Source organism: Nocardioides sp. AX2bis (genome assembly GCF_902506435.1).
Classification (GTDB): Bacteria; Actinomycetota; Actinomycetes; order Propionibacteriales; family Nocardioidaceae; genus Nocardioides.
In genome coordinates this window covers 1727970-1751858 of sequence record NZ_LR733215.1, presented here as the reverse complement: position 1 = coordinate 1751858, position 23889 = coordinate 1727970, and the positions used below count along the sequence as shown (strand labels likewise).

Below are 23889 nucleotides of genomic sequence, written 5' to 3'. Positions count from 1 at the left end.
CAGTACGTATGACGTCCCGCGGGCCGCGGCCGCGCCCACGCCGGCTCGCGGTCACCGAGGGCGGCCGAGCGCCTACGGTCGTCTCATGGACTGCAACGACTATCAGCGCGCCGCCCTGCGCACCGCCCGCGACGTCGACGCCCCCGACGAGTTCATGCACCTCGTGCTCGGGCTGGTCGGTGAGGCCGGCGAGGTCGCTGAGAAGGTCAAGAAGCTGGTCCGGGACCACGGCAGCGACCTGGACCGGCTCGACCGCGACGACATGGCCGCCGAGCTCGGCGACGTGCTCTGGTACACCGCGGTCCTGGCCAGCTTCCTGGGGCTCTCCCTCGACGACATCGCCCAGGGCAACGTCACGAAGCTGGCGGACCGCCAGCGGCGGGCGGCCCTGGGCGGCTCCGGCGACCACCGCTGACCAGGGGCCCGACCGGCCCCGGGACGTCATACGGAGCGAGCACCCGTCTGCGCGGTACGTATGACGTCCCGCGGGCCGCGCCCGCGCCCGACCCGTACGGGCCGACCCGTCACGCGTCGAGCATCTCCACGTCGACCTCGTAGGCCCCCTGCACGATGAACTCCTTGCGCGGCGCCACCTCGGAGCCCATCAGCAGCTCGAAGACCGTCGCGGCCGCGTCGGCGTCGTCCACCGTCAGCTTGCGCAGGGTGCGGTGGCGCGGGTCCATGGTGGTCTCGGCCAGCTGGTCGGCGTCCATCTCGCCGAGGCCCTTGTAGCGCTGGACCGGGTCCTTCCAGCGCACGTTCTTCTTCTTCAGCTCCGCCAGCTTCCGCTGCAGCTCGTCGTCGGAGTAGGTGTAGACGTACTTCTCCATGCCCTTGCGGGGGTTGGTCAGCTCGATGCGGTGCAGCGGCGGGACGGCCGTGTAGACGCGTCCGCTGGTGACCAGCTCCGGCATGTACTTGAAGAACAACGTGGCCAGCAGGCAGCGGATGTGGGCGCCGTCGGAGTCGGCGTCGGCCATGAAGATGATCCGGCCGTACCGCGTGGCGTCGAGGTCGAACGTGCGCCCGGACCCCGCACCGACGACCTGGATGATCGAGGCGCACTCGGTGTTCTTCAGCATGTCGCCGACCGAGGCCTTCTGGACGTTGAGGATCTTGCCGCGGATCGGCAGCAGCGCCTGGAAGGAGGAGTCGCGCGCGAGCTTGGCGGTGCCGAGGGCGGAGTCGCCCTCGACGATGAAGAGCTCGGTGCGCTCGTTGTCGTTGTTGCGGCAGTCGGCCAGCTTGGCCGGCAGCGCGGAGGACTCGAGCGCGTTCTTCCGGCGCTGGGTCTCCTTGTGCTGGCGGGCCGCGATCCGGGTGCGCTGGGCGCCCACGACCTTCTCCATGACCAGCTTGGCCTGCGCCTTCTCGACCCGCTTGGTCGAGGTGAGGAAGGCCTTGAGCTCGGCGGCGACCACCTTGCGTACGACGTTGCGCGCGGCGGGCGTGCCGAGGATCTCCTTGGTCTGCCCCTCGAACTGCGGCTCGGCCAGGCGCACGGTCACCACGGCGGTCATGCCCTCGAGCACGTCGTCCTTGACCACGTCCTGGTCGTTGACCTTGAGCGCCTTGGTGGCGCGCATGACCTCGTTGAAGGTCCTGGTCACCGCCTGCTCGAAGCCGCCGACGTGCGTGCCGCCCTTCGGCGTGGCGATGACGTTGACGAAGGAGCGGACCTCGGTCTCGTACCCGGTGCCCCACCGCACCGCCACGTCGACGCCGAGCTCGCGCTCGACCTCCTGCGGCGTCATGTGCCCCTGCTCGTCGAGCATCGGCACGGTCTCGGTGAAGGTGTCGGTGCCCTGGAGCCGCACGATGTCGGTGACGGCCTCGTCGTGGGCCAGGAACTCCGCGAACTCCGCGATCCCGCCGTCGTGGCGGAAGCTCTCCTCCACCGGTACGTCGCCGCGCTCGTCGCGGATCACCAGCTCGAGACCCGGGACGATGAAGGACGTCTGCCGGGCCCGGCCGAGCAGTCCCTCCAGCTCGAAGGCGGCGTCGGCGGTGAAGATCTGGCGGTCCGGCCAGAACCGGATGCGGGTGCCACTGCGCCCCTTGGGCACACGGCCGGCCTTGCGGGTCAGCCCGGACCGGGCCTCGAAGCCGGCGGCCCCACCGTCGGTGTCGAAGACGCCCGGCACCCCGCGGCGGAAGCTGAGCCCCTGCCGGCTGGGGGCGCGCTCGACGTCGATGTCCATCCGCGACGACAGGGCGTTGACCACCGAGAGCCCGACGCCGTGCAGCCCGCCGGTGGCGGCGTACGACCCGCCGCCGAACTTGCCGCCCGCGTGCAGCTTGGTGGCCACCACCTCGACGCCGGGCAGCCCGGTCTTGGGCTCCTTGTCGGTGGGGATGCCGCGACCGTCGTCGTGCACCTCGACCGAGTCGTCGGCGTGCAGCGTCACCTCGACGCGGTGCGCCTCGCCGGCCAGCGCCTCGTCGACGCCGTTGTCGATGATCTCCCAGAGGCAGTGCATCAGCCCCCGGGTGTCGGTGGAGCCGATGTACATGCCGGGCCGCTTGCGGACGGCCTCGAGACCCTCGAGGACGAGCAGGTGCGCGGCGTTGTACGTCTTGTCGATCGGAGGCTCCCGGGTCGCTGACTGGTCTGGACGACCCGAACCTACCGACGACACGCCCGCGGCCGGTGCGCGGCACGCCTGCCCGGGCGTACCGCCTGCCCAGTAAGGTCGTGAGCAGCAGTGCAGCCCCACCGCAGCACCGACCGACCGGGCGACGAGGCCCGGTCAGTCACCCTTCAGGATCACCACCCGCGTGGTTCGATCACAGTGTGGTTCACCACGAACGGCTGAGGAACAACACGTTCCCTCGCTACGTTGTGAACAGCACCGACCGACCAAGAGATGAGGCCGTTGTGACTACTGCAGTTGCTACCAGTGCTCCCCTGACTGCCGAGGACCGTTGCGACCGCTGCGGTGCCCAGGCCTACCTTCGCGTAGCCCTGCAGGCGGGGGGCGAGCTCATGTTCTGCGCGCACCACGCCCGCGAGCACGAGGACAAGCTCAAGGAGGTGGCCGTGACCGTCGTGGACGAGACCCACAAGCTGCACGGCACCCCCGCTCCCGACGCGGAGCGCTGAGCACCACCCACCACGAACTTCCTCGACGGCCCCGGACCACTGGTCCGGGGCCGTCGTCGTCCTCCGACCCGCGGGCCACAGCGCGTTCTGCGTACGCTCGGCGGCCGTGACCGCCCTCGGCCTGGCCCTCGTGGCCGCCCTCACCTACGGCCTGTCCGACTTCGTCGGCGGTGTGGCCTCGCACCGGGCGTCTGCGTGGGCGGTGGCGCTGCTCTCCCAGCTCGGCGGGGCGGGAGCCGTGCTCGTCGTGGCGCTCGTCGTCGGCGGCACCCCGGAGCCCGCTGACTGGGCCTGGGCGGTCCTGGGCGGGGTCGGGAACGGTGTCGGCACCGCCTTCCTCTACCGCGGGCTGTCCTCGGGTCGGATGGGCGTGGTCGCCCCGCTGTCCGGCGTCGGCGCGGCCGTGGTGCCGGTGGCCGCCGGGCTCGCGCTCGGGGAGCGTCCGCGCCTGATGGTCGCCGCCGGCCTGGTCGTGGCCGCCCCGGCCATCTGGCTGGTCTCGCGCGAGCCCGCCGACGACCCGGCCCCGGTCCCCCGGCGCGGCGGCGGCCGTACGCCGGCCCGCGCCGCCGTGGTCGACGGCCTGCTCGCCGGCGCCGGGTTCGGCACCCTGTTCGCGGCCCTGGCCCAGGTCGGCGACGACGCCGGTCTGTTCCCGGTCCTGCTCAACCAGCTGGTCGCGGCGGTGGTCGTCGTGGTCGTGGCGGCCGGGCTGCGGGCGCCCTGGGTGCCGCGGCGGCCCGCGGCGTACCTCGGCCTGGTCTCCGGTGTGCTCGGCGTGACCGGCACGCTGCTGTTCCTGCTGTCCGCCCGCGCCGGCTACCTCGCCGTCGCCGGCGTGCTGACCTCGCTCTACCCCGCGGTGACGGTCCTGCTCGCCGCGCTGCTGCTGCGCGAGCGGGTGCACCGGAGCCAGGGCGTGGGGCTGCTGCTGTGCGCCGCGGCCGTGACCTTGGTCGCTCTGGGGTGAGGCCCCAGGCGTGGGCGCGGCGCGCTCACCCGCTCGTGCGTACGAGGGGTGGAGCCTGATGCGGTAGACCTGCTCCATGAGCAACTCCACGCCCACCCAGCCGGGTTCGACCCCCGGACCCGACCGCGGCGCGCAGCCCGGCGGTACCCGTGCCGCCGACAAGCCCGGCAAGCCCGGCAAGGCCGGCAAGGCCGAGAAGTCCGGCAAGGCCGGCGCCCCCGGAAAGCGCCAGGACAAGCAGTCCGACCCGCTGCGCCGCTCGCGGGCCGGCGGCCTCTACGTCGGCGTGATCGCGCTCGGCATCGTGCTGATCCTGCTGATCATCTTCGTGGCCCAGAACACCGACCCGACGACGGTGCGCTTCCTCGGCTGGGATGCCGACATCCCGGTCGCGGTCGCCCTGCTGATCGCGGCGGTCGCCGGGCTCTTCCTGGCCGGCATCGCCGCCAGCCTGCGGATCTTCCAGCTGCGCCGTCGGGTCAAGCACGACCGCAAGGCCTGAGCACCCCCGCACGTCGACGGGCCCGTCACCGCAGCCGCGGTGGCGGGCTCGTCCTGCGTCGGGTGGCGTCGCGACCGCGTGGATGGGCATCCTGGGCCGCGAGCGCGCCGGCTCCTGCCGGCGCCCCGAGACGAGGAGCACCCCGTGACCCCGATCATGACCAAGCAGGACGCCGCCCGGCACGTCGACTCGGCCCGGGTGCGGCACGGCCTGACCTGGGCCACTGTGGCCGAGCAGCTCGGCACCCCGCTGGTGTGGACGACGGCGGCGCTGCTGGGGCAGCACCCCGTACCGACGGAGATCGCGGCGGCCGCCTGCGCGCTCCTCGACCTGGGCGACGACGTGGCCGAGGCCCTGCGCCAGCAGCCCACCCGCGTCGCCGACCCGGCCGTGGCCACCGACCCGACCGTGTACCGCTTCCACGAGGCGCTCGCGGTCTACGGCCCGGCGCTCAAGGCGCTGATCCACGAGGAGTTCGGCGACGGGATCATGAGCGCGATCAACTTCCAGGTCGACATCGCGCGGCGCCCCGACCCCGACGGCGACCGGGTGGTCGTCACCTTCGACGGGAAGTTCCTCGACTACCGCTGGTGAGCCGCCCGCCCGGCGCCCCGCTCAGCGCAGGGCGCCGCCCACCGTGCGGACGCGCACGTCATCGGCGCGCACGTAGGCCATCCGGTGCCCGAACCACACCATCAGGTAGTCGTCAGCACCCTCGACCTCGGTGCAGTCGTCGACGGTCGTCGCGCACTGGAAGCTCTTGGCGTAGTAGTAGTCGGTCTCCGGGTCCGGGTCGGCCACCACGTAGCCCTGCCCGCGGTCCATCGCGTACTGGAGCGGGACGACCTCCTGGACCGGGATCGAGGCGGGGTACGCCGACGCCTCCGGGTAGGCGCGGCCGTAGACCGGGACGTCGTCGCGGCGGGGCACCACCACCTGGGCACGGTCGGGCACCACGACGGGGTCGCGGCGCGGGCTGTGCATCCAGGCGAGGTCGCCGAGGTACCAGACGCCGAGCCAGGCACCCCGGCGCTCGGCCACGCGGAAGCGGTGCCCGGCCGTGGCGCGGGCGCCGATGTCGGAGACCTGCGTGGTCGAGGGCGAGCCGTCGGGACGGAGACCGGCGTCGGCGACGAGCGGCGAGCCCCAGCGCGGCCGCTGCTGCAGCGGCACGAAGTTGGTGCCCTGCGGGGTGCAGGCGCCGCTCTCGGTGCATCCCGACAGCGGCTGCCGGTTGCCGCGGAAGCCCGGGGCGACGGTGACCACCTTGGCGTCGCGGGCCGTACGCCCGGTGCCGGCACCGGTCTGGTCGATCGGGGCGCGGAGCAGGTCGAAGTAGTGCTCCCAGTCCCAGTACGGCCCCGGGTCCCAGTGCATGCCGCGCACCGTGGCCGGGGTCGTGCCGGGCACCTGGTCGTGGCCGATCACGTGGCCGCGGTCGAGCGGGATGTCGTAGCGCTCGGCGAGGTGGCGCACGAGCCGCGCCGAGGTCCGGTAGAGGTTCTCGGTGTACCAGCTGGCCCCCTCGGCGGCGAAGCCCTCGTGCTCGAGCCCGATGGAGTGCATGTTGGTGTACCAGTTGCCGGCGTGCCAGGCGGGGTCGTCGACCGGCACGTGCTGGGCGATGTGGCCGTCGGCCGAGCGCAGCGAGTAGTGCCAGGAGACGTACGTCGGGTCGGTGACCAGGTCCAGCGTGGTGTCCCAGGTGGCCTCGGTGTCGTGGATGACGAGGTAGTCCAGGTCGAGGTCCTCGGGCCGGTCGGCCAGGTCGTGGTTGCCATACTCACCGGGGGTCTCGCCGTACTGCTCGTACGGTGCCGGGACCGACTCGCAGGCCAGCCGGGCGTTGCAGTCGGCCGTCGCCGGACCGGCCTCGGCCAGGTCGAGGGCGGCGACCGCGTCCTGGTCGACGCGGGCGGTCGTGGCCGGCAGCCGCACCCGCTCGCCGTCGTTGGTGCGCCGCGCCTCGCCGGAGCGGATGACGGCGTAGACGTCGCGGGCGAAGCGGAGCGCGGTGGCCTCGTCGGCAGCCCGGCTGTACGCCGCCACCGCCGCGGACCAGTCGCCGAGGTCGCGCGCCTCGACGCCCGAGGCGCGCTGGTCGGCCGCGAGGAGGGCCGCGCCGCCGCAGATGTTGGCCACGTCGTCGGTCTCGAGCCGGTCGGCGGCCAGGCCGGTCAGGTCCGCGGCGCGGTCGAGGGTGCGCAGCTGGGTGTCGTCCATCCGCGAGGTCGTCATCTCGCGCGACCCGGGCTCCGGGCCGCCCTCGCCCTTGCCCAGCGGGTCGGGGTCGGTCAGTGCGGCCGGGGTGGACTCGACCGCGGTGAGGTGCAGCGGGCCGTACCCGCCCGACGTGCTGGGCGAGGTGCCGTGGTCGTCCCACCGGGACTGCAGGTAGGACACGCCGAGCAGGACCTCCTCCGGCACCCCGCTGACCTCCGCGGCCCGGGCGAAGGCGGCCTGGCGGGACGGTGCCGGCGCGGCGCAGGCCGCCCAGTCGGCCTCCGAGGGGCCGGCCGCGACCGAGGGCCCGGGCGCCGTGGCGAGGCTGACCGCGCCGAGGGTGGAGGCGACGAGGCCGGTCAGGCCGAGGCCCACCGCCGTACGCCGCCGTGGTGCCTGCTGACCTTGTGAGCGCGACGAGCCGAGCATCGGGCCTCCCGAGAGTGATGGACCGGAGGCCCGACCCTAGACCCGCTCGTCGGCGGAGGTCGAGGGTCAGCGGTGCCCGGTCAGCGTTGGGGCCGCTGCAGGGCGACGACGCCGAGCGCCACCACGAGCCCCGAGAGCAGGCCGTCCAGGCCCGCTCCCTCGGAGCCGTCCCGGTTGATCTGGAGGGCCACGAACAGCGCCAGCCCGACCAGCACGAGCAGCACGCCGAGGGCGACGCGCCAGCGCGGACGGGGGCGCGGGGTGCCGTGGCTGCTCACGCGGGCGAGCCTACGGGGACGGGTCCTAGAACAGGGTGGAGACGGCGCCGACCATGACCAGGGTCAGCAGCACCGTCGCCAGCACGACCGCCCAGTTGCGGGCCAGGAAGTCCCGCAGGCGCATCCGGGTAGGGAGCTCGTCGTGGACCACATCGTCAGCCTAGCGACGTCGGTGCACGCGGCAGTACGACGTAGCGCAGCGGATCGGTGCCGGATGCTGGTACCGATCCGCTGCAATGTGGGAACCGGCGGGCCGCTGTCAGTTGACCTTCCCGCGCGACTTCTTCAGGTAGTAGGTCATCACGAACGAGCACGCGTCGCAGATGTAGTGCCGCATCATGTGCGACCCGGCGCCCCACTTGGTGGCCTGGCGGGTGTCTTCCTCGGTGAATGCGCGACCCGAGCAGCTCATGCAGCTGGTCGGCGGAGTGTGTTCGCGCTCCTGCGCCATGCGTCCGTCCTCTCACCCCGGTGGTCCGATGTCGTGCCTGCCATCACCCTGGCACGGCCATCACGCTTCCGGACCCTGGTCCCACCTGACCGACACCCCGGTGACGCACGTGTCTGGTCACAGACCCCCCACGGCGGAGCCCTTGTTGATGCGGCGTTGCGCCTCCGACTGCTCGTGAGCCGCCCTGCTGCGCCGAGCGTCCGGGCCGGGCGGCTCCAGCCGGTCTCGTCTGCCGGCCCGCAGGTCCTGGACGACCAGGACGAGGAACGCCGTGGCGCAGGCGAGCACGAACAGCACACCTACGACGGTGAGGACTGTGGCCACCATGACGGTCTCCGCTCCGTTGGCCCTCTGGTGAGGGGTCTGGGAGGAGCATGGCACCCCCCCCGCCCTGGGGGCCAGCAGCGTGAGGGCCGCGGCGTCATGCCGCGGCCCTCCGTGGTGGTCCTGGGATCAGCAGGCGCCCCAGATGCCGCGGTCGGCGTCCTTGGCGCTGTCCTGGGCCTTGCGGTAGGCCTTCACCCGGTCGAACGGGTTGTCCTGGTAGACGTAGACCTTCGCGTGGCCGTCGAAGACCATCGCCCGCGCGACGTCTCTGTCCTTCTTCTCGACGTAGCGGAGCTGGCGACCGTAGCGGTCCTTCAGGTCCTGGCTGGTGTCCGAGATCAGCGTGACCCGGGTGCCGCGCGGGAGCCGGTTCTTCAGGGCCTCGGATGCCTCAGGCCCACCGCACTCCTCACCGCCGAACACCTCGGGAGTGTCGATGCCGAGGAAGCGGACGGTCGCTCTGCCGGCACCGATGTACTTCACCTTGGCGGTGTCGCCGTCGATGACGCGGACGATGCGCGCAGCGGCCTTCTTCGGCTTGGGCTCGGGGTCGGGGTTGCTGCCGCCGCCGCCGTCACCTCCACCGCCCCCCTGGTCGGTCGAGCAGGGACAGGGGTTGCTCTCGCAGGCGATGCCGTCGCCCTCGGAGTCGAGTCCGTGAGGGTCGTCCTGCGGACCGCCGTGGTTGATGAAGAACGTCTGGGCGGCCTTCTGGGTGTTGAAGTCGGCGCAGTCCTTGTCGGCAGCGTGAGCAGTGGTGGTGGTGAAGCCCAGCACGCCGGTGAGGGCGACGGCCAGGGCGACGAGCAGGGGGACGAGACGGGCGCGCATGTGACCTCCGGGTAGTGATGACCGCTGGAGGCTACGTACGGGCGTCGGCGCCGATCCGGTTGTTGCTGATATCCCGTCAGCGCCACGTTGGCGCCGTTGCGCTGGTCCGGCCCCGCGCGCCGGCCACCACCTTGTACGTTCGCCCGCATGACGAGGTTGGTGCCGTTCCTGTTCTTCGCAACCGGGGCGCTGTGCTTGTACATGGCAGCCGCGTACGAGGCCAGCAGAGGACTGAGCCTCGCCGTCGCGGCGATCAACATCGTCGCGGGGTGCATCCACCTCGTGCGGCTACGCCAGCGTTCCTAGCCTCCTGCAGACAGCAGACCGCCCCGGCCGCACGTAGCGGTCGGGGCGGTGCTGTCGTCCTACGATCAGGTCGACCGGGTGCTGCTCGGTCATCGACCGTCGTCGCGACGGCCGTGATACCTCAGTCGAGGTAGTCGCGCAGGACCTGCGAGCGGCTGGGGTGGCGCAGCTTCGACATCGTCTTGGACTCGATCTGGCGGATCCGCTCGCGGGTCACGCCGTAGACCTTGCCGATCTCGTCGAGCGTCTTGGGCTGGCCGTCGGTCAGGCCGAAGCGCATCGAGACGACACCGGCCTCGCGCTCCGAGAGGGTGTCGAGGACCGCGTGGAGCTGCTCCTGGAGCAGCGTGAACGAGACGGCGTCGGCCGGCACGATCGCCTCGGAGTCCTCGATGAGGTCACCGAACTCGGAGTCGCCGTCCTCGCCGAGGGGCGTGTGCAGGGAGATCGGCTCGCGGCCGTACTTCTGGACCTCGATGACCTTCTCGGGGGTCATGTCGAGCTCGACGGCCAGCTCCTCGGGCGTGGGCTCGCGGCCCAGGTCCTGGAGCATCTGGCGCTGCACGCGGGCCAGCTTGTTGATGACCTCGACCATGTGGACCGGGATCCGGATGGTGCGGGCCTGGTCGGCCATGGCGCGGGTGATCGCCTGGCGGATCCACCAGGTGGCGTACGTGGAGAACTTGTAGCCCTTGGTGTAGTCGAACTTCTCGACCGCACGGATCAGCCCGAGGTTGCCCTCCTGGATGAGGTCGAGGAACAGCATCCCGCGACCGGTGTAGCGCTTGGCCAGGGAGACCACGAGCCGCAGGTTGGCCTCGAGGAGGTGGTTCTTGGCGCGGCGCCCGTCCTCGGCGATCCAGTCGAGCTCCTCGTGGACCTTGGCGGAGATGCGCCCGCCCTTGGCCAGCTTCTCGTCCGAGAAGAGGCCGGCCTCGATGCGCTTGGCCAGCTCGACCTCCATCTCGGCGTTGAGGAGGGGGACCTTGCCGATCTGCTTGAGGTAGTCCTTGACCGGGTCGGCGGTCGCGCCGGCGACCATGACCTGCTGCTCGGGCTCGTCGGTGTCGTCGGCGGAGGACACGACGAAGGAGGCCTTCTTCTCGTCCTCCTTGATGGTCGGGTCGACCTTGACGTCCTTCTCGAACTGCTCGTCGGGCAGGTCGGGCAGGATCTTCTTGCCGTCGGGGCCGATGACCGGCGCCACGTCGGGCTCGAGGACGACCTCGGTGACCGACGGCGTCGCTGCCACGCCCTTGGTGACGGCTGCCTTGGCTGCGGTCTTCTTGGCCGGGGCGGCCTTCTTGGCGGCGGCCTTCTTGGCCGGCGCCGCCTTCTTCGCCGGGGCCTTCTCGGCGGCGGCCTTCTCGGCGGCCGCCGGGGCCTTCGCGGTCGCGGTCGCGCTCTTGCGGGTGCCGGTCGCTGCGGCGGCGCGGGCGCCGACCGGCAGCGCCACGCTGATCCCGAGGCCGCTGAGGTGGGCCATCAGCGACTTGAGGTGGCGGGGCTCGACCGCTGCCTCGTCACTGGCGCGGCGGATGTCGTCGGGAGTGACTTGTCCGTCCGGCGAGGCCTGCTCGATGAGGGCCGTGACAGCGGGGTGCGAAAGCACCTCGGCAGGAATCTTGCGCGCGGTCGAGGACACGAACACCTCTCGTCTTGCTGGTAGACAATGTACTGCGGAGGAGGCTCAAGGGCACACCAAAGGCCGGTGTCGTCAAGAGCCGCTGGGTTCATCATGCCACGGGACCGAAGGGCTGCCGACCACGCCGGGGTCCCAGGACTCCGTGCCTCGTCCGGCAAGCCGCTGCCGGACCCGGGGCGTCAGGCGCCGGCCCCGGTCTCCCTGGCCGTCTTCGCCGCAGCCTTCTGCTCCTTCTTGTGCTCGCGCACCTTCTGCAGCGAGGCAGCACCTCGGACGTCGGCCACCGAGCGATGCCCGTCGAGGGCATAGTCCCCCACCGCGGCCTCCCACCCGTCGGGACGCACGTCGAGCTGCTTGGCCAGGAGCGCGACGAAGATCTTCGCCTTCTGCGCGCCGAACCCCGGCAGAGCCTGCACGCGCTTCAGCAGCTCGCGGCCCGTGCTCGCCCCGGTCCACAGGGCCGCGGCGTCACCGTCGTACTCCTGCTCCACCACCCGGGCCAGCTCCTGCAGGCGGGCGGCCATGGACCCGGGGAACCGGTGGATCGCCGGCGTCCTGGCGCAGAGCTCCGCGAGCTCCTCGGGATCCGCAGCGGCGACCGCCGCCGGGTCGAGCGTGCCGAACCGGTCGAGCAGCTTCGCCGGGCCGCGGAACGCGTGCTCCATCGGGTACTGCTGGTCGAGCATCATCCCGACGAGCAGCGCGAAGGCCGAGTCGTCGAGCACCTTGTCTGCCGCCGGGTCACCGGTGATGTCGAAGCCCATGGGGTCATCTTCCCCCACGACGGCCCGGTGCCGCCTCAGCCGAGGGCGGCGACCGCGGCGTCGTAGTCCGGCTCCTGGCCGATCTCGGGAACGAGCTGGGAGTGCAGCACCGTGCCGTCGCGGTCGAGGACGACGACCGCGCGGGCCAGCAGACCGGCGAAGGCTCCGTCGACGAGGCGGACGCCGTAGTCGTCGCCGAAGGTGGAGCGGAACGACGACGCCGCCACGACCCGGTCGAGCCCCTCGGACCCGCAGAACCGCGCCTGGGCGAACGGCAGGTCCTGCGAGACGCACACCACGTCGGTGTCGGGCAGGTCGGCCGCGCGCTCGTTGAACTCGCGCACGCTGGCCGCGCAGACGCCGGTGTCGACGCTGGGGAAGATGTTGAGCACGGTACGGCGGTCGTCGCTGCGCACGACCTCGCCGAGGTCCGCGCCGGTCAGGGTGTAGGCCGGGGCCTTGGACCCCGTGGCGGGCAGGTCGCCGACGAGAGAGACAGGGGTGCCACCGAGGGCGGTCGAGGTCATTCTCCCATTCTCACCCCCCGGCCCGGCCCGGACACCCACGGGTGCCCCGAGGACCGTGCTGGCAGCATGGCCGGGTGCTCCCCGGACCTCGTACGCGTGTCGCGCTCGTCGGCACGCTCGTGCCCCTCACGCTGGCCCTGGCCGCGTGCGGCGACGACACCGGCGAGGCACCCGCGGCCGCCACCAGCACCGCCCCGAACGGCGACGTGGTGAGCAGCGCCGACGTCACGTTCGCCCGGGAGCTCATCCCCCACCACGCCGAGGCCCTGGTCATGGTCGACCTGACCCTCGGGCGCGACCTGGACCCCCGGGTGGCGGACCTGGTGGAGCGGCTGCGGGCCGAGCACACCGCGCAGGTGCAGACGATGAGCGGGTGGCTGACGTCGTGGGGCGAACCGGTCCCCGAGACCGCCCGCGACCACGCCAACGCCCATGCGGCCGAGGACGCCGGAGCCGACGCTGCGCCCGAGGACGGGCACGTCGACCTCTCGGCGCTCGAGCAGGCGCAGGGCGAGGAGTTCGAGGCGGCGCTGCTCACCGCGATGGTCGAGCACCACGCCGCCGGCATCGCGCTGGCCGAGGCCGAGGTGGCCGACGGCGAGTTCGGGCCGGCCCGCGAGCTGGCCGCCCAGGTCGTGGACAGCCAGGAGCGCGAGACCGAGCAGATGCGGACGCTGCTCGAGGAGCTCGGGGGCTGAGGCCCCTCGCCGGCGCTACGGCTTGACGGTGAGCACCGGGCACGGGGCGTCGAGCAGGATCCGCTGGGCGCTGGAGCCCAGGATCAGCTTGCCCAGCGGGGAACGGCGCTTGAGCCCGATCACGATCAGGTCGTCGGCCGAGGCGACCTCGACGAGGTCCTCCGCGCCGTCCACCCCGCCCGGCCCCTCCCGCACGTCGAAGCTGACCCCGCTGGCCGCGAGCCGCTCCCGGGCGGGGGCCAGGTCGGCACCCTCGTCGCCCACGCGCCGACGCACGTCGACCACGAGCAGGTCGGACTCACGCAGGCGCGCCTCGCTGATCGCGCGGTCGAGCGCGGCGTCCCCCTCCGGGTTGGGCACGTAGCCCACGACGACGGTTCCCATGCCGCTCACCGTACCGACGCGACCACCCGGGCGCGCCACCTGTGGAGGACCGCGGGCACGACGGGGCCGTCTCGGGCACGCTCACACGGTGGCGACCAGACGAGCGACGGCGCCGACGCCGCTGGACCCGGTCGGCGCGTTCGGGCCCCCGGTCGCCGCGGCGCGTGCGCGGGAGCTGCGGGCCCTGGTGCTCGCGCACGGGCGCGCTGAGCCGCGCCGCCGCTTCCCCGCCGTGCTCCACGTCGGTCGGCCCGGGGGCCTCGAGACCGCGCGGCCCGCCCACGACGCCGCCGACGACCACGCACTGCGGGTCGAGGTGCTCGAGGCGATGCTGCGCCGGGTACGCGCCCTCCCCACCGACCTGCCCGGCGACCCGGTCCTGGTCTGGCTCACCCGCTCAGGACCCCTGACGCTGCAGGACGTCGACGCCGCGTGGGGCGCGGCGGTGCGGGCCGCCGGCGCGGAGCTGACGCTGGACCCGTTGCCGCTGGTCGTGGTGACCAGGACGGGCTGGTGGGAGCCCGCGACCGGCTCCGGTCGGCGCTGGCGGAGGCTGCGCGGCCACCCCTGACGCGGGCACGCGGGCACGCGGGGCCGACGCGACCTACCAGGTGTGGACCGGGTCGTTGGTGTGCATCCGCTCGCGGTACTCCCCGGTCACCGCGCGCAGGGCGTCGTACCGGTCCTGGCCGTCGCGCTCGGCCATCCGCCGCACGAACCACTCGGCCCCGTTGACGCCCGCGAGGCAGCGGCCCTCGATCACGCCGAGCAGGCGGTCGCTGTCCGCGCCCGGGACGCCCCAGGAGTCCAGCCCCTGCTTGGCCATCGGCAGCAGCCGCCGCAGGACGAGCTCGGTCGCGGGGACCTGGCCGATGCCGGGCCAGAACACCTGCGCGTCGATGCCGTGCTGGGCGGCGGTGTGAAAGTTCTCCTCCGCGGCGCTGAAGGACATCGCCGACCACAACGGACGCTCGCTCTCGGCCAGGGTGCGCACCAGCCCGAAGTAGAAGGCGGCGTTGGCCATCGTGTCGACCACCGTCGGCCCGGCGGCGAGGACCCGGTTCTCCACCCGCAGGTGCGGCACCCCGCCCGCGATGTCGTAGACGGGCCGGTTCCAGCGGTAGACGGTGCCGTTGTGCAGGCGCAGCTCGCTCAGGTTGGGCGTGCCGCCGCCCTCGAGGACCCGGACGGGGTCCTCCTCATCGGTGATCGGCAGCAGGGCCGGGAAGTAGCGCACGTTCTCCTCGAACAGGTCGAAGACCGACGTCACCCACCGCTCGCCGAACCAGACCCGGGGGCGCACGCCCTGGGCCTTCAGCTCCTCGCCGCGGGTGTCGGTGGCCTGCTCGAAGAGCGGGATCCGGGTCTCGCGCCACAGCTGCTTGCCGAGCAGGTAGGGCGAGTTCGCCCCGAGCGCGAGCTGGATGGCCGAGACCGCCTGCGAGGCGTTCCAGTAGGCGGCGAACTCCGAGGGCGAGGTCTGGACGTGCAGCTGGGTGCTGGTGCACGCCGCCTCGGGCAGGATCGTCCCGGCAGTCGTCTCGACCTGCTCCGAGGCCGGCGGCAGGCCCTGGATGGAGAGCTCGATGTCCTCCCCGCGCGCGGCCAGGATCTGCTCGCTCAGCAGCCGGTAGCGCGGGTTGCCGCTCAGGCTCGCGGGCCCCATGTGGCCCTCGGCCAGGGTGGGCAGCACCCCGATCATCACCAGGTGCGCGCCGATCTCCGAGGACTTCGCCTCGGCGTCGTTCAGGCTGCGGCGCAGGTTGGCCTCGAAGTCGGCCAGCCCGCCCTCGCGCAGCCGGGCGGGCGGGACGTTGATCTCGATGTTGAACTGCCCGAGCTCGGTCTGCCAGGCCGGGTCGGCGATCCGCTCGAGCGCCTCGGCGTTCTTGAGCGCCGGGTCGTTCGCCTCGTCGACCAGGTTCAGCTCGACCTCGAGCCCGACCATCGGGTCGTCGGTGTCGAAGACGGAGTCACGCAGCATCCGGGCGAACACGTCCAGGCAGCGGCGCACCTTCTCGCGGTGCCGCGTGCGGTCGGCCCGGGTGAACTCCTGTGCGTCGACCTCTGCGCCCATGGCCAGACCCTAGACCCGGCACGGCCCGGCGGGCGCTCACCCGGCGGAGGCGTCCCACGGGTCGTCGTCGAGCGGGTCGCCGGTGCCCTCGAACAGCGCCACGGCCGGGTCGAAGGAACCGGGACGGACCGCCGCGGTGAGCATGTGCGCCACCAGCCCGGTCAGCGTGTGGGTGGGATCGGCCTCCTCGGCGACGTCGATCGCGCACCACGCCAGCGCCCCGTTGCCGCTGTTCCAGGCGGCGTACGCCAGCAGCGCCGCCGCGGGGGCCCGCCACCGTCGGGGGCACCGCCGCACGACCTCGGTCCACAGGTCGGCGGCGTCACGGGCGGCGCGGGCGTCCTGGGCGGGCGGCGTCGTCGCCCACACCGCGTCGCGCACCGCGAAGGACCCGAGCCCGACGACGAGACGGGCCAGCTCGCCCGGCGCCGGGACGGTGCGGTCCCGGACGTGGTCACGGACCAGGTCGGCGGCCCACCTCCGCTCGCGCGAGGCCCACGTCGGCTCGCGCACCGCGGCGGCGGCCGCAACCACGGCCGCGAGGGCCCCGACCTCGTCGACCAGGCCGGCGACCGGGGCCAGGGTGTCGACCAGGGCGTCCCGCGACGGCAGCGTCACCCGCCCGTCCACCACGGCCTGCGCCGCGAACGGGTGGGCCGCCGCGTCGTAGGGGACCCCCCACACCGGGACGCCGGGACGGCGCCCCCGCGCCGGCCACCACCGCCCCTCGTGCGCCCGCAGGGCGTCGATCACGTCGACCCCGGCCCGGCGCAGACCGCCCTCGAGGGCCCTCGCGACGGACCGGGCCAGGACCGCGTCGGGGGTGAACAGCAGCACCGCCGCCCGGGGGACGCCGTGCCTGCGGACCGGGTCGAGGAGCATCGCGACGAGGTCGGCGGAGCCCTGGGCGTCGCCGCGGGCCGGGAGGTCTGCCCGGGCGTGGAACGAGCCGACCCCGAAGGTCAGCAGGACCACCGAGTCGGTCGGGGTGAAGCCGAGCACCACCGGCGCCAGCGCCAGCAGGTCCTCGGGCGCACGGACGGTCAGGGACGGGGTCTCACGGGCGGTGGTCATGCCTCGAGGCTGCTCGTCGACGGACGCGCGCGGAGCTCCCCGACGCCGACCTGGGGAGGAGCCCCGCGCGAGGCCCGCCTGTGGACGAACAGCGGCCGGGAGGACCCCGTACGGGCGGGTAGCGTGCCGGACGTGCGCGCCACGGCCTCGGTCCTCCACCTGGACCTCGACGCCTTCTTCGCCGCCGTCGAGCAGCGCGACAAGCCCTCCCTGCGGGGCAAGCCCGTCGTGGTCGGCGGCACGGGCGGACGGGGCGTCGTGGCCACCGCCTCCTACGAGGCGCGCGTGCACGGCGTCCGCTCGGCCATGTCGACCCGGGAGGCGCGCTCGCGCTGCCCCCACGCCGCCTACCTCGCCGGCCGGTTCCCCGCCTACCGCGAGGCCAGCGTGGTGGTGATGGAGCTGCTGCGCTCGCTCTCGCCGCTGGTGGAGCCGCTGTCGCTGGACGAGGCGTTCGTCGACCTCGCCGCCGCCGGTCTGCCCGACCTCGAGGTCGACACCGTCACGGCGGTGGCGCAGGAGGTGCGCGCCGAGCTGCACCGCCGCACCGGCGGGCTGACCGCCTCGGTCGGCCTGGCCACCTCCAAGTTCATGGCCAAGGTGGCCAGCGACCTCGACAAGCCCGACGGCCTGGTCGTCGTCCCGCCCGGCTCCGAGTCCGAGCTGCTGCGCCCGATGCACGTCTCGGTCATCCCCGGCGTCGGACCGGCCACCACCGAGCGGCTGCGCCGCGCCGGCCTGCACCACGTCGCCGACCTGGAGCGGGTCAGCCTCGACGAGCTCGTCCGCCTGGTCGGGCGCGCCCACGGCACCTCCCTGCACGAGCTCTGCCGGGCCCAGGACGACCGCCCCGTCGTGGCCGAGCGGGAGGCCAAGTCGGTCTCCGTGGAGGGCACCTACGAGACCGACCTGACCGACCGGCGCCTGATGGAGGGCCTGCTGACCCGGCAGGCCGGCGAGGTCGCCGCCCGCCTGGCCGCCGGCGGGCAGTCCGGACGCACGGTCTCGATCAAGGTCCGCCTGCACGACTTCACCACCCTGTCCCGCTCGGCCACCCTCGACTCCCCCACCGACCGCCCGGCCGTCGTCGCCCGGGTCGCCCGCGCGCTGCTGGCCGACCTCGACACCTCCGGCGGCGTACGCCTGCTCGGGGTCGGCGTGTCCGGGCTGGCCGACTGGGTCCAGGACGACCTGTTCGGCGGCACCGGCGTGACCGGCGTCGACGAGGAGGTCGTCGACCTGCCGACCGAGGTCCCGGTGGACCCTCGCCGGCGACGGACGGCGTGGGCCCCCGGCGCCGACGTCGTGCACGACGACCACGGCCGGGGCTGGGTCTGGGGGTCGGGCCGTGGGGTGGTGACGGTGCGGTTCGAGACCGCCGAGACCCCGCCGGGTCCGGTGCGCTCCTTCGCCGTCGACGACCCGGCCCTGCGGCACTGGACCCGCCCGGACCCGCTCGACCCCACCGACGGGGAGCCCGACGGGGAGCCCGACAGGGAGGCCTCGGACCCCCCGACCGAAAACCTCTCGCCAGCGGAGGCCCCTCCCTCCTAGCCTCGACAGGTGGAGATCCGACCCGTCGACCTGACCGACGACGCCCAGATGGCCCAGCTGCACGGCGTCTCCGAGCGCGCCCTGAGGCTCGGACGACCCGACGCGCCCGTGTGGTCGCTGGCCGACTTCCTCGGCATGATGCGCTCGCCGGACTCCGGGGAGACGTTCCACCTGCTCGCCGCGCGCCTGCCGGAGGACCCGGACCGGGTCGTCGGCTGGGGCGTGGTCTACCTGTTCCTGCTCGACAACCTGGACAAGGCCTACCTGGAGGTCCAGGTCGACCCGGCCCACGCCCGCCGGGGCGTCGGCACCGCGCTGGTCCACGCGCTGGAGCGCCTGGCCGTCGACGAGGGCCGCACGCTGCTGCTCACCGACACCAAGCTCCCCGCCGACGAGCAGGAGACGCACGGCTACCGCCGGTTCGTCGAGCGCCTGGGCTACTCCTGGTCGAACGTCGAGGTGGTCCGCCACGCCCCGCTGCCGGTCCCCGACGCCGACCTCGACGCCTGGGCGGCGCAGGCCGCACGCAAGGCCGGCGGTTACGAGGTGCGCACCCTGGTCAACGAGGTGCCGCCGGAGCTCGCGGCGTCGCTCGGGGAGCTGATGGGCCTGCTGGCCGTCGACGCCCCCACCGGCGCGGTCGACTTCGAGGCCGAGACGATGACGCCCGAACGCCTCGACGAGCGGCTGGCGGCGGCCCGCGCGATGGGCCGCGACATCTACGAGACCGTCGCGCTGGCCCCGGACGGCACGGTGGCGGCCCAGAGCACCCTGTCGGTGCCCACCGACGGCACCACGACGGCGTGGCAGTGGGGCACCTTCGTGCACCGCGACCACCGCGGTCGGAGCCTCGGCCTGGCGGTGAAGACGGCCAACCTGCGCGCGGTGCAGGCCGACCACCCCGAGCTGCGCCGCGTCACCACGCAGAACGCCGAGACCAACGAGTGGATGATCGCGATCAACGAGCTGATGGGCTTCCGTCCCGTCGAGGTCTCCGCGGAGTTCCTCAAGCACGCCTGACCCCGGGGGCGGTCGGGGCGTGCGACCCGGGAAGTAGGTTCGCGACATGCCCGACCCGTCCGCGCCCCAGGCCGCTGCCCGCCCCGTCACCACCACCCACCACGGCCACGAGCGCGTCGACGAGTACGACTGGCTGCGCGACAAGGACTCGCCCGAGGTCCTCGCGCACCTCGAGGCGGAGAACGCCTACACGCAGGCGCGGACCGAGCACCTGGCCCCGCTGCGCGCCCGCCTCTTCGACGAGATCAAGGCCCGCACCCGCGAGACCGACCTCTCCGTGCCCACCCGCAAGCGTGGCCACTGGTACTACGGACGCTCCTTCGAGGGCCGTGAGTACGGCGCCTCGTGCCGTGTCCCGGTCGCCGACCCGGCCGACTGGTCCCCGCCTCGTCCCGCCGAGGACGCCGCCCCCGACCAGCCGGCGCTGCCCGGCGAGCAGGTGCTCCTCGACCTCGACGCCCTCGCCGAGGGCCACGACTTCTTCTCCCTCGGCGGGTCCGCGATCAGCCCCGACGACACCCTGCTGGCCTACGCCGTCGACACCACCGGCGACGAGCGCTACACCGTCCGCTTCCGCGAGCTGGCCGGCGAGGCGCTGCGCGACGACGTGCTGACCGACGTGATGGGGGGCGTCACCTGGCACCCCGACGGCGAGCGCTGCTACTACGCCACCGTCGACGAGTCCTGGCGGCCGGACAAGATCTGGGAGCACCGGCTCGGCACCGCCCAGGCCGACGACGCACTGGTCCACCACGAGACCGACGAACGGTTCTGGACCGGCCTGGGCCGGACCCGCTCCGAGCGCTTCCTGATGGTGGCCAGCGGCTCCAAGACCACCTCGGAGTACCGCTTCCTCGACACCGAGGACGAGGGCGCCGGCTGGCAGCTCTTCAGCCCGCGCCGCGCGGACCTCGACCACCACCTCGAGCACGCGGTGATCGCCGGGCAGGACGTCTTCCTGGTCCACCACAACGGCACCGGTCCCGACTACGAGATCGCCACCGCGCCGATCGCCCCGACCGCGCCGGAGGACTGGACCCCCCTGGTGCCGCACGACCCGGCCGTCCGCCTCGAGGACGTCGCCGCGTTCGCCGGCCACCTCGTCGTCGAGCAGCGCAGTGCGGGCCAGACCCAGCTGCGGGTCATCGAGCTCGGCCCCGACGGCCCGACCGACGACTACCTGGTCACCTTCGACCGGGAGCTCGCCACCGTCGGCGCCGGCAGCAACCCCGGCTTCGACCAGCCGGTCATCCGGCTCGGCTACACCTCCCTGGCCGTGCCGTCGTCGGTCTACGACTACGACGTGCGCACCCGCGAGCTGACCCTGCTGCGCCGCCAGCCCGTGCTCGGCGACTTCGACCCCGACGACTACGAGGAGCACCGCCTCTGGGCCACCGCGCCCGACGGTGAGCAGGTCCCGATCTCGCTGGTCGTGCGCCGTGACGCCAGCCCCGCCCGCGAGGGCGCCGGCCCGGTGCCGCTGCACCTCTACGGCTACGGCGCCTACGAGGCGTCGATGGACCCGGGCTTCTCGGTCGCGCGGCTCTCGGTCCTCGACCGGGGCGCGGCCTTCGCGATCGCGCACGTCCGCGGCGGCGGCGAGATGGGCCGCCGGTGGTACGACGAGGGCAAGCTGCACCACAAGCAGCACACCTTCGACGACTTCGCCGCCTGCGCCCGCCACCTCGTCGACACCGGCTGGACCACCGTCGAGCACCTCGTCGGCGAGGGCGGCTCGGCCGGTGGGCTCCTGATCGGCGCGGTCGCCAACCAGGCCCCCGACGCCTTCGGCGCGCTGGTGGCCGGCGTGCCGTTCGTGGACACCCTCACCTCGATGCTCGACGCGAGCCTCCCGCTGACGGTCACCGAGTACGACGAGTGGGGCGACCCCGCCGGCGACCCGCAGGCCTACGCCGACATCGCGGCGTACGCGCCGTACGAGAACGTCGCCGCCCAGCACTACCCGGCGATCCTGGCCGAGACCTCCCTCAACGACACCCGGGTGCTCTACGTGGAGCCGGCCAAGTGGGTGGCCCGGCTGCGCGCGGTCGCGGACGCCGACGTCCTGCTGCGCTGCGAGATGCAGGCCGGGCACGGCGGGGTCTCGGGCCGCTACCGCGCCTGGCACGACCGCGCCTTCAGCCTGGCGTGGATCCTGGACCGGATGGGCCTCGCCGACGCCTGAGCACCGCCCGCACCGCCCGTACGACCACGGGCGCCACCGCCCGCCGGGAACCGCCACCCCGGCGGGCGTGGTGGTCTGAGAACTTTCTGAGAAGTCTGCTCCTACGCAACTCTGCAGCCTCGCGGGACGTCGTCCTAGATGAAGGCAACAGGGAATCGGCCCTCCGCCACCCCCACCCCGCAGGGGTGACCTGCTGGGGAATCGGTGGCCACTCCCCCGTGTTGTGACAGATGACAAGAGGAGGGGTTCGCATGGCGACCAGCACCACCACCCGCGCCGCGGCACGACGCTCTGGAGGACGCGAGATCGAGGGACGTGACTCCGTCGGGCTCTACCTCGACGAGATAGCGCGCACGCCCCTCCTCGACGCCGTCACCGAGGTCGAGCTGTCCAAGACCATCGAGGCCGGCCTGATGGCCCAGGCCCTGCTCGACGAGGGCCGGGTGGGCCGCCGCAAGGGCGGTGCCCCGATGTCGGCCAACCTCGCCGAGCTCGAGTGGCTCGCCGCCGAGGGCGAGAAGGCGGTCCAGACCTTCATCACCGCCAACCTGCGCCTGGTGGTCTCCATCGCGCGCAAGTACGGCCGGGCCCAGATGCCGATGCTCGACCTGATCCAGGAGGGCAACACCGGCCTGATCCGTGCGGTCGAGAAGTTCGACTACACGAAGGGCTACAAGTTCTCGACCTACGCCACGTGGTGGGTCCGCCAGGCGATCACGCGCGGCATCGCGCAGCAGGCCCGGGTCGTGCGCCTGCCGGTGCACGTCGTCGAGGAGCTCAACCAGGTCGGCGGCGCCCGCCGCACCCTGGAGCGCCAGCTGGGTCGCGACCCCGACCCGCAGGAGATCGCGATGGAGCTCGGCCTCGACGTCGACCGGGTCCTGGACCTGATGGCGTGGGGCCGCGAGCACGTCAGCCTCGACACCCCCGTCGACGAGGACGGCGACACCTCGCTGGGTGACCTGATGGCCCAGGAGACCGCCCCCGGCCCGGACCTCACGGTCCTGGACACCGAGGCGCGTGAGCGGCTGAACGCCCTGGTCGGCAACCTCGACGACCGCGCGGCCGACATCATCCGCTCCCGCTACGGCCTGGTCGACGGACGCCAGCACAAGCTGGCCGACATCGGCACCAAGCACGGCATCTCCGCGGAGCGCGTGCGCCAGCTGGAGCGGGAGGCGCTGCAGAAGCTGCGCCGCCTGGGCGACCCCGACCTGGCGGCCTGAGACCGGCGTCGCGCCCGACCCGAGACCGGGTGCGACGCCCCCGAGCAGGCGACCCCGACCAGGACCCGAGACCTGGTCGGGGTCGTCGTGCGTGCGGGGTCGGGCCGGTCGGACCGCGGTCCCGCGCCGGACCTGGCACGATCGCGGCATGGACGCGCCGGTCGTACGCCGCGCCGAGCCCGACGACGCGGCCGGGATCGCGCGGGTGCACGTGCGCGGGTGGCAGGTGGGCTACCGCGGGCTCCTGCCGGACGCGGTCCTCGACTCCCTCTCGGTGGCCGAGCGGACCGTCGGCTGGCGCGAACGGCTCACCCACCCCGACCCCGGGGGCGCGGCGACCTCGGTCGCCGTGGTCGCCGACCAGGTGCTGGGCTTCTCCTCCGTGGGGCCCTCGCGTGACCCCGACGCCGCGCCCCTGACCGGCGAGCTGTGGGCGCTCTACGTGGACCCGGACCGCTGGCGGCGGGGCACCGGACGGGCGCTCGACGCGGCGGCGGTCGAGGGGCTGGCCCGCACCGGGACGACGACGGCCACGCTGTGGGTGCTGAGCACCAACACCCGGGCGCGGGCCTTCTACGAGCGCCAGGGGTGGCGCGTCGACGGTGCGACCCGCGTCGACCGTCGTGGGGGCCCGGACCCCGTCGACCTGGCCGAGACGCGCTACACGCGCGCGCTGCCGGCGACCTGAGGCGCCGGCCACGCGTGTCCGTCCGGGGCGCTCACCCGGACGCCAGTCCGGCGTAGAGCTCCTCGACCGCTCGCCGCAGGTCGTCGACCGACCCGGTGTTGTCCAGCACGTGCGTGGCGACGGACAGACGGTCCTCCCGCGAGGCCTGGGCGGCGATCCGGGCCCGGGCGTCCTCCTCGGTCCAGCCGCGGTCACCGACCATCCGTGTCATCTGGACGTCCTCGGGCACGTCGACCACGACGACGACCTCGAACCGGTCCCCCTGGCCGGTCTCGACCAGGAGCGGGATGTCGTGGACGACCAGGGAGCCGGCGGGGGCGGCGTGCTCGACCTCGGCGGCCCGGGCGCGCACGAGCGGGTGCACGATGCCCTCGAGCCGGCGTCGGGCCTCGTCGTCGCCGAAGACCAGCCTGCCCAGCGCCGGGCGGTCCAGCGAGCCGTCGGGGGCCAGGACCTGGTGCCCGAACTCGCCGACCACGGCCGCCAGGCCCGGGGTGCCGGGCGCGACGACCTCGCGGGCGATCACGTCGGAGTCGACGACCACCGCCCCCAGCTCGTCGAGGACCGCCGAGACCGTGCTCTTGCCTGAGGCGACCCCACCGGTCAGTCCGACGCGCATCGGCCCAG

27 protein-coding genes are annotated in these 23889 nt (G+C 73.4%); 13 read left to right on the top strand and 14 right to left on the bottom strand.

Translation table 11 applies throughout. From position 1 onward, the window contains the following. The first annotated feature begins 85 nt into the window (after window positions 1-85). Entirely contained in the window at window positions 86-415 is a 330-nt protein-coding gene (locus tag GV155_RS08400) for a nucleoside triphosphate pyrophosphohydrolase family protein (protein ID WP_160007057.1), read from the top strand. A 109-nt stretch (window positions 416-524) separates the two neighbouring features. On the opposite strand, the gene GV155_RS08395 is transcribed toward GV155_RS08400, so the two are convergent. Beyond that, window positions 525-2639: a DNA gyrase/topoisomerase IV subunit B gene (locus GV155_RS08395; RefSeq protein WP_160007055.1), complete on the bottom strand. Its 2115-nt coding sequence runs from the start codon at window positions 2637-2639 to the stop codon at window positions 525-527. A gap of 239 nt (window positions 2640-2878) precedes the next feature. On the opposite strand from GV155_RS08395, the gene GV155_RS08390 reads away from it, so the two are divergent. From GV155_RS08390 to cynS, 4 genes are all read left to right on the top strand, one after another. Further along, on the top strand, window positions 2879-3103 hold the full coding sequence (locus GV155_RS08390) for a DUF7455 domain-containing protein (protein WP_160007053.1): 225 nt from the start codon (window positions 2879-2881) through the stop codon (window positions 3101-3103). A gap of 106 nt (window positions 3104-3209) precedes the next feature. Beyond that, window positions 3210-4073 carry an EamA family transporter gene (locus GV155_RS08385; RefSeq protein ID WP_160007051.1) on the top strand — a complete coding sequence of 288 codons (864 nt, stop codon included), beginning with the start codon at window positions 3210-3212 and terminating at the stop codon, window positions 4071-4073. A gap of 76 nt (window positions 4074-4149) precedes the next feature. Then, the gene (locus GV155_RS08380; RefSeq protein ID WP_160007049.1) at window positions 4150-4575 is read left to right on the top strand and encodes a lipopolysaccharide assembly protein LapA domain-containing protein; all 426 of its coding nucleotides are present in this window, start codon (window positions 4150-4152) and stop codon (window positions 4573-4575) included. Window positions 4576-4719: 144 nt separating this feature from the next. Next, a complete protein-coding gene (cynS, locus tag GV155_RS08375) occupies window positions 4720-5169 on the top strand; it encodes a cyanase (protein ID WP_236554160.1) in 450 nt (149 codons plus the stop codon). A 21-nt stretch (window positions 5170-5190) separates the two neighbouring features. Here cynS and GV155_RS08370 read toward each other — a convergent pair whose 3' ends face one another. The 6 genes from GV155_RS08370 to GV155_RS08350 form a co-directional block, all read right to left on the bottom strand. Beyond that, window positions 5191-7227 (bottom strand): N-acetylmuramoyl-L-alanine amidase, encoded by a 2037-nt coding sequence (locus GV155_RS08370; protein WP_160007047.1) that lies wholly within the window; start codon window positions 7225-7227, stop codon window positions 5191-5193. 80 nt (window positions 7228-7307) lie between these two features. Beyond that, complete coding sequence (locus tag GV155_RS08365) at window positions 7308-7505, bottom strand: hypothetical protein (RefSeq protein ID WP_160007045.1); 198 nt, start codon at window positions 7503-7505, stop codon at window positions 7308-7310. A gap of 25 nt (window positions 7506-7530) precedes the next feature. Continuing rightward, a complete protein-coding gene (locus GV155_RS20970) occupies window positions 7531-7656 on the bottom strand; it encodes a hypothetical protein (protein WP_268892592.1) in 126 nt (41 codons plus the stop codon). A 108-nt stretch (window positions 7657-7764) separates the two neighbouring features. Then, window positions 7765-7917, bottom strand: coding sequence for a hypothetical protein (locus GV155_RS08360; protein WP_160007043.1), 153 nt, complete (start codon window positions 7915-7917; stop codon window positions 7765-7767). A 156-nt stretch (window positions 7918-8073) separates the two neighbouring features. Beyond that, window positions 8074-8283 carry a hypothetical protein gene (locus GV155_RS08355; RefSeq protein WP_160007041.1) on the bottom strand — a complete coding sequence of 70 codons (210 nt, stop codon included), beginning with the start codon at window positions 8281-8283 and terminating at the stop codon, window positions 8074-8076. Window positions 8284-8409: 126 nt separating this feature from the next. Further along, window positions 8410-9114 (bottom strand): thermonuclease family protein, encoded by a 705-nt coding sequence (locus GV155_RS08350; protein ID WP_160007039.1) that lies wholly within the window; start codon window positions 9112-9114, stop codon window positions 8410-8412. A 147-nt stretch (window positions 9115-9261) separates the two neighbouring features. On the opposite strand from GV155_RS08350, the gene GV155_RS08345 reads away from it, so the two are divergent. Further along, entirely contained in the window at window positions 9262-9420 is a 159-nt protein-coding gene (locus tag GV155_RS08345; RefSeq protein ID WP_160007037.1) for a hypothetical protein, read from the top strand. Between the two features lie 121 nt (window positions 9421-9541). Here GV155_RS08345 and GV155_RS08340 read toward each other — a convergent pair whose 3' ends face one another. The 3 genes from GV155_RS08340 to tpx form a co-directional block, all read right to left on the bottom strand. After that, window positions 9542-11071: an RNA polymerase sigma factor gene (locus GV155_RS08340; RefSeq protein WP_160007035.1), complete on the bottom strand. Its 1530-nt coding sequence runs from the start codon at window positions 11069-11071 to the stop codon at window positions 9542-9544. A 173-nt stretch (window positions 11072-11244) separates the two neighbouring features. Further along, the gene (locus tag GV155_RS08335) at window positions 11245-11829 is read right to left on the bottom strand and encodes an HhH-GPD-type base excision DNA repair protein (protein WP_160007033.1); all 585 of its coding nucleotides are present in this window, start codon (window positions 11827-11829) and stop codon (window positions 11245-11247) included. Between the two features lie 35 nt (window positions 11830-11864). Further along, window positions 11865-12356 (bottom strand): thiol peroxidase, encoded by a 492-nt coding sequence (gene tpx / locus GV155_RS08330; protein ID WP_160007031.1) that lies wholly within the window; start codon window positions 12354-12356, stop codon window positions 11865-11867. Window positions 12357-12430: 74 nt separating this feature from the next. Here tpx and GV155_RS08325 point away from each other — a divergent pair, with 74 nt between their 5' ends. Continuing rightward, entirely contained in the window at window positions 12431-13054 is a 624-nt protein-coding gene (locus tag GV155_RS08325) for a DUF305 domain-containing protein (RefSeq protein ID WP_160007029.1), read from the top strand. Between the two features lie 15 nt (window positions 13055-13069). Here the strand turns inward: GV155_RS08325 and GV155_RS08320 are convergent, their stop codons facing one another. After that, window positions 13070-13438: a universal stress protein gene (locus GV155_RS08320; RefSeq protein ID WP_160007008.1), complete on the bottom strand. Its 369-nt coding sequence runs from the start codon at window positions 13436-13438 to the stop codon at window positions 13070-13072. Between the two features lie 88 nt (window positions 13439-13526). On the opposite strand from GV155_RS08320, the gene GV155_RS08315 reads away from it, so the two are divergent. Then, window positions 13527-14009 (top strand): hypothetical protein, encoded by a 483-nt coding sequence (locus GV155_RS08315; RefSeq protein ID WP_236554158.1) that lies wholly within the window; start codon window positions 13527-13529, stop codon window positions 14007-14009. A gap of 33 nt (window positions 14010-14042) precedes the next feature. On the opposite strand, the gene GV155_RS08310 is transcribed toward GV155_RS08315, so the two are convergent. Together GV155_RS08310 and GV155_RS08305 are read right to left on the bottom strand one after the other, a co-directional pair. Beyond that, window positions 14043-15515 carry a glutamate-cysteine ligase family protein gene (locus tag GV155_RS08310; protein WP_160007006.1) on the bottom strand — a complete coding sequence of 491 codons (1473 nt, stop codon included), beginning with the start codon at window positions 15513-15515 and terminating at the stop codon, window positions 14043-14045. A gap of 36 nt (window positions 15516-15551) precedes the next feature. Next, on the bottom strand, window positions 15552-16589 hold the full coding sequence (locus tag GV155_RS08305) for a DUF4192 domain-containing protein (RefSeq protein ID WP_160007004.1): 1038 nt from the start codon (window positions 16587-16589) through the stop codon (window positions 15552-15554). Window positions 16590-16721: 132 nt separating this feature from the next. Here GV155_RS08305 and GV155_RS08300 point away from each other — a divergent pair, with 132 nt between their 5' ends. From GV155_RS08300 to GV155_RS08280, 5 genes are all read left to right on the top strand, one after another. Further along, entirely contained in the window at window positions 16722-18143 is a 1422-nt protein-coding gene (locus tag GV155_RS08300) for a DNA polymerase IV (RefSeq protein ID WP_160007002.1), read from the top strand. 9 nt (window positions 18144-18152) lie between these two features. Next, window positions 18153-19163, top strand: coding sequence for a GNAT family N-acetyltransferase (locus GV155_RS08295; RefSeq protein ID WP_160007000.1), 1011 nt, complete (start codon window positions 18153-18155; stop codon window positions 19161-19163). A gap of 46 nt (window positions 19164-19209) precedes the next feature. Next, window positions 19210-21348: a S9 family peptidase gene (locus GV155_RS08290; RefSeq protein WP_160006998.1), complete on the top strand. Its 2139-nt coding sequence runs from the start codon at window positions 19210-19212 to the stop codon at window positions 21346-21348. 251 nt (window positions 21349-21599) lie between these two features. Then, window positions 21600-22574, top strand: a complete 975-nt coding sequence (locus GV155_RS08285; protein ID WP_160006996.1) for a sigma-70 family RNA polymerase sigma factor — start codon at window positions 21600-21602, stop codon at window positions 22572-22574. Between the two features lie 148 nt (window positions 22575-22722). Further along, window positions 22723-23262 carry a GNAT family N-acetyltransferase gene (locus GV155_RS08280; protein WP_160006994.1) on the top strand — a complete coding sequence of 180 codons (540 nt, stop codon included), beginning with the start codon at window positions 22723-22725 and terminating at the stop codon, window positions 23260-23262. 31 nt (window positions 23263-23293) lie between these two features. On the opposite strand, the gene coaE is transcribed toward GV155_RS08280, so the two are convergent. After that, window positions 23294-23881: a dephospho-CoA kinase gene (gene coaE, locus GV155_RS08275; RefSeq protein WP_160006992.1), complete on the bottom strand. Its 588-nt coding sequence runs from the start codon at window positions 23879-23881 to the stop codon at window positions 23294-23296. Window positions 23882-23889 lie beyond the last annotated feature (8 nt).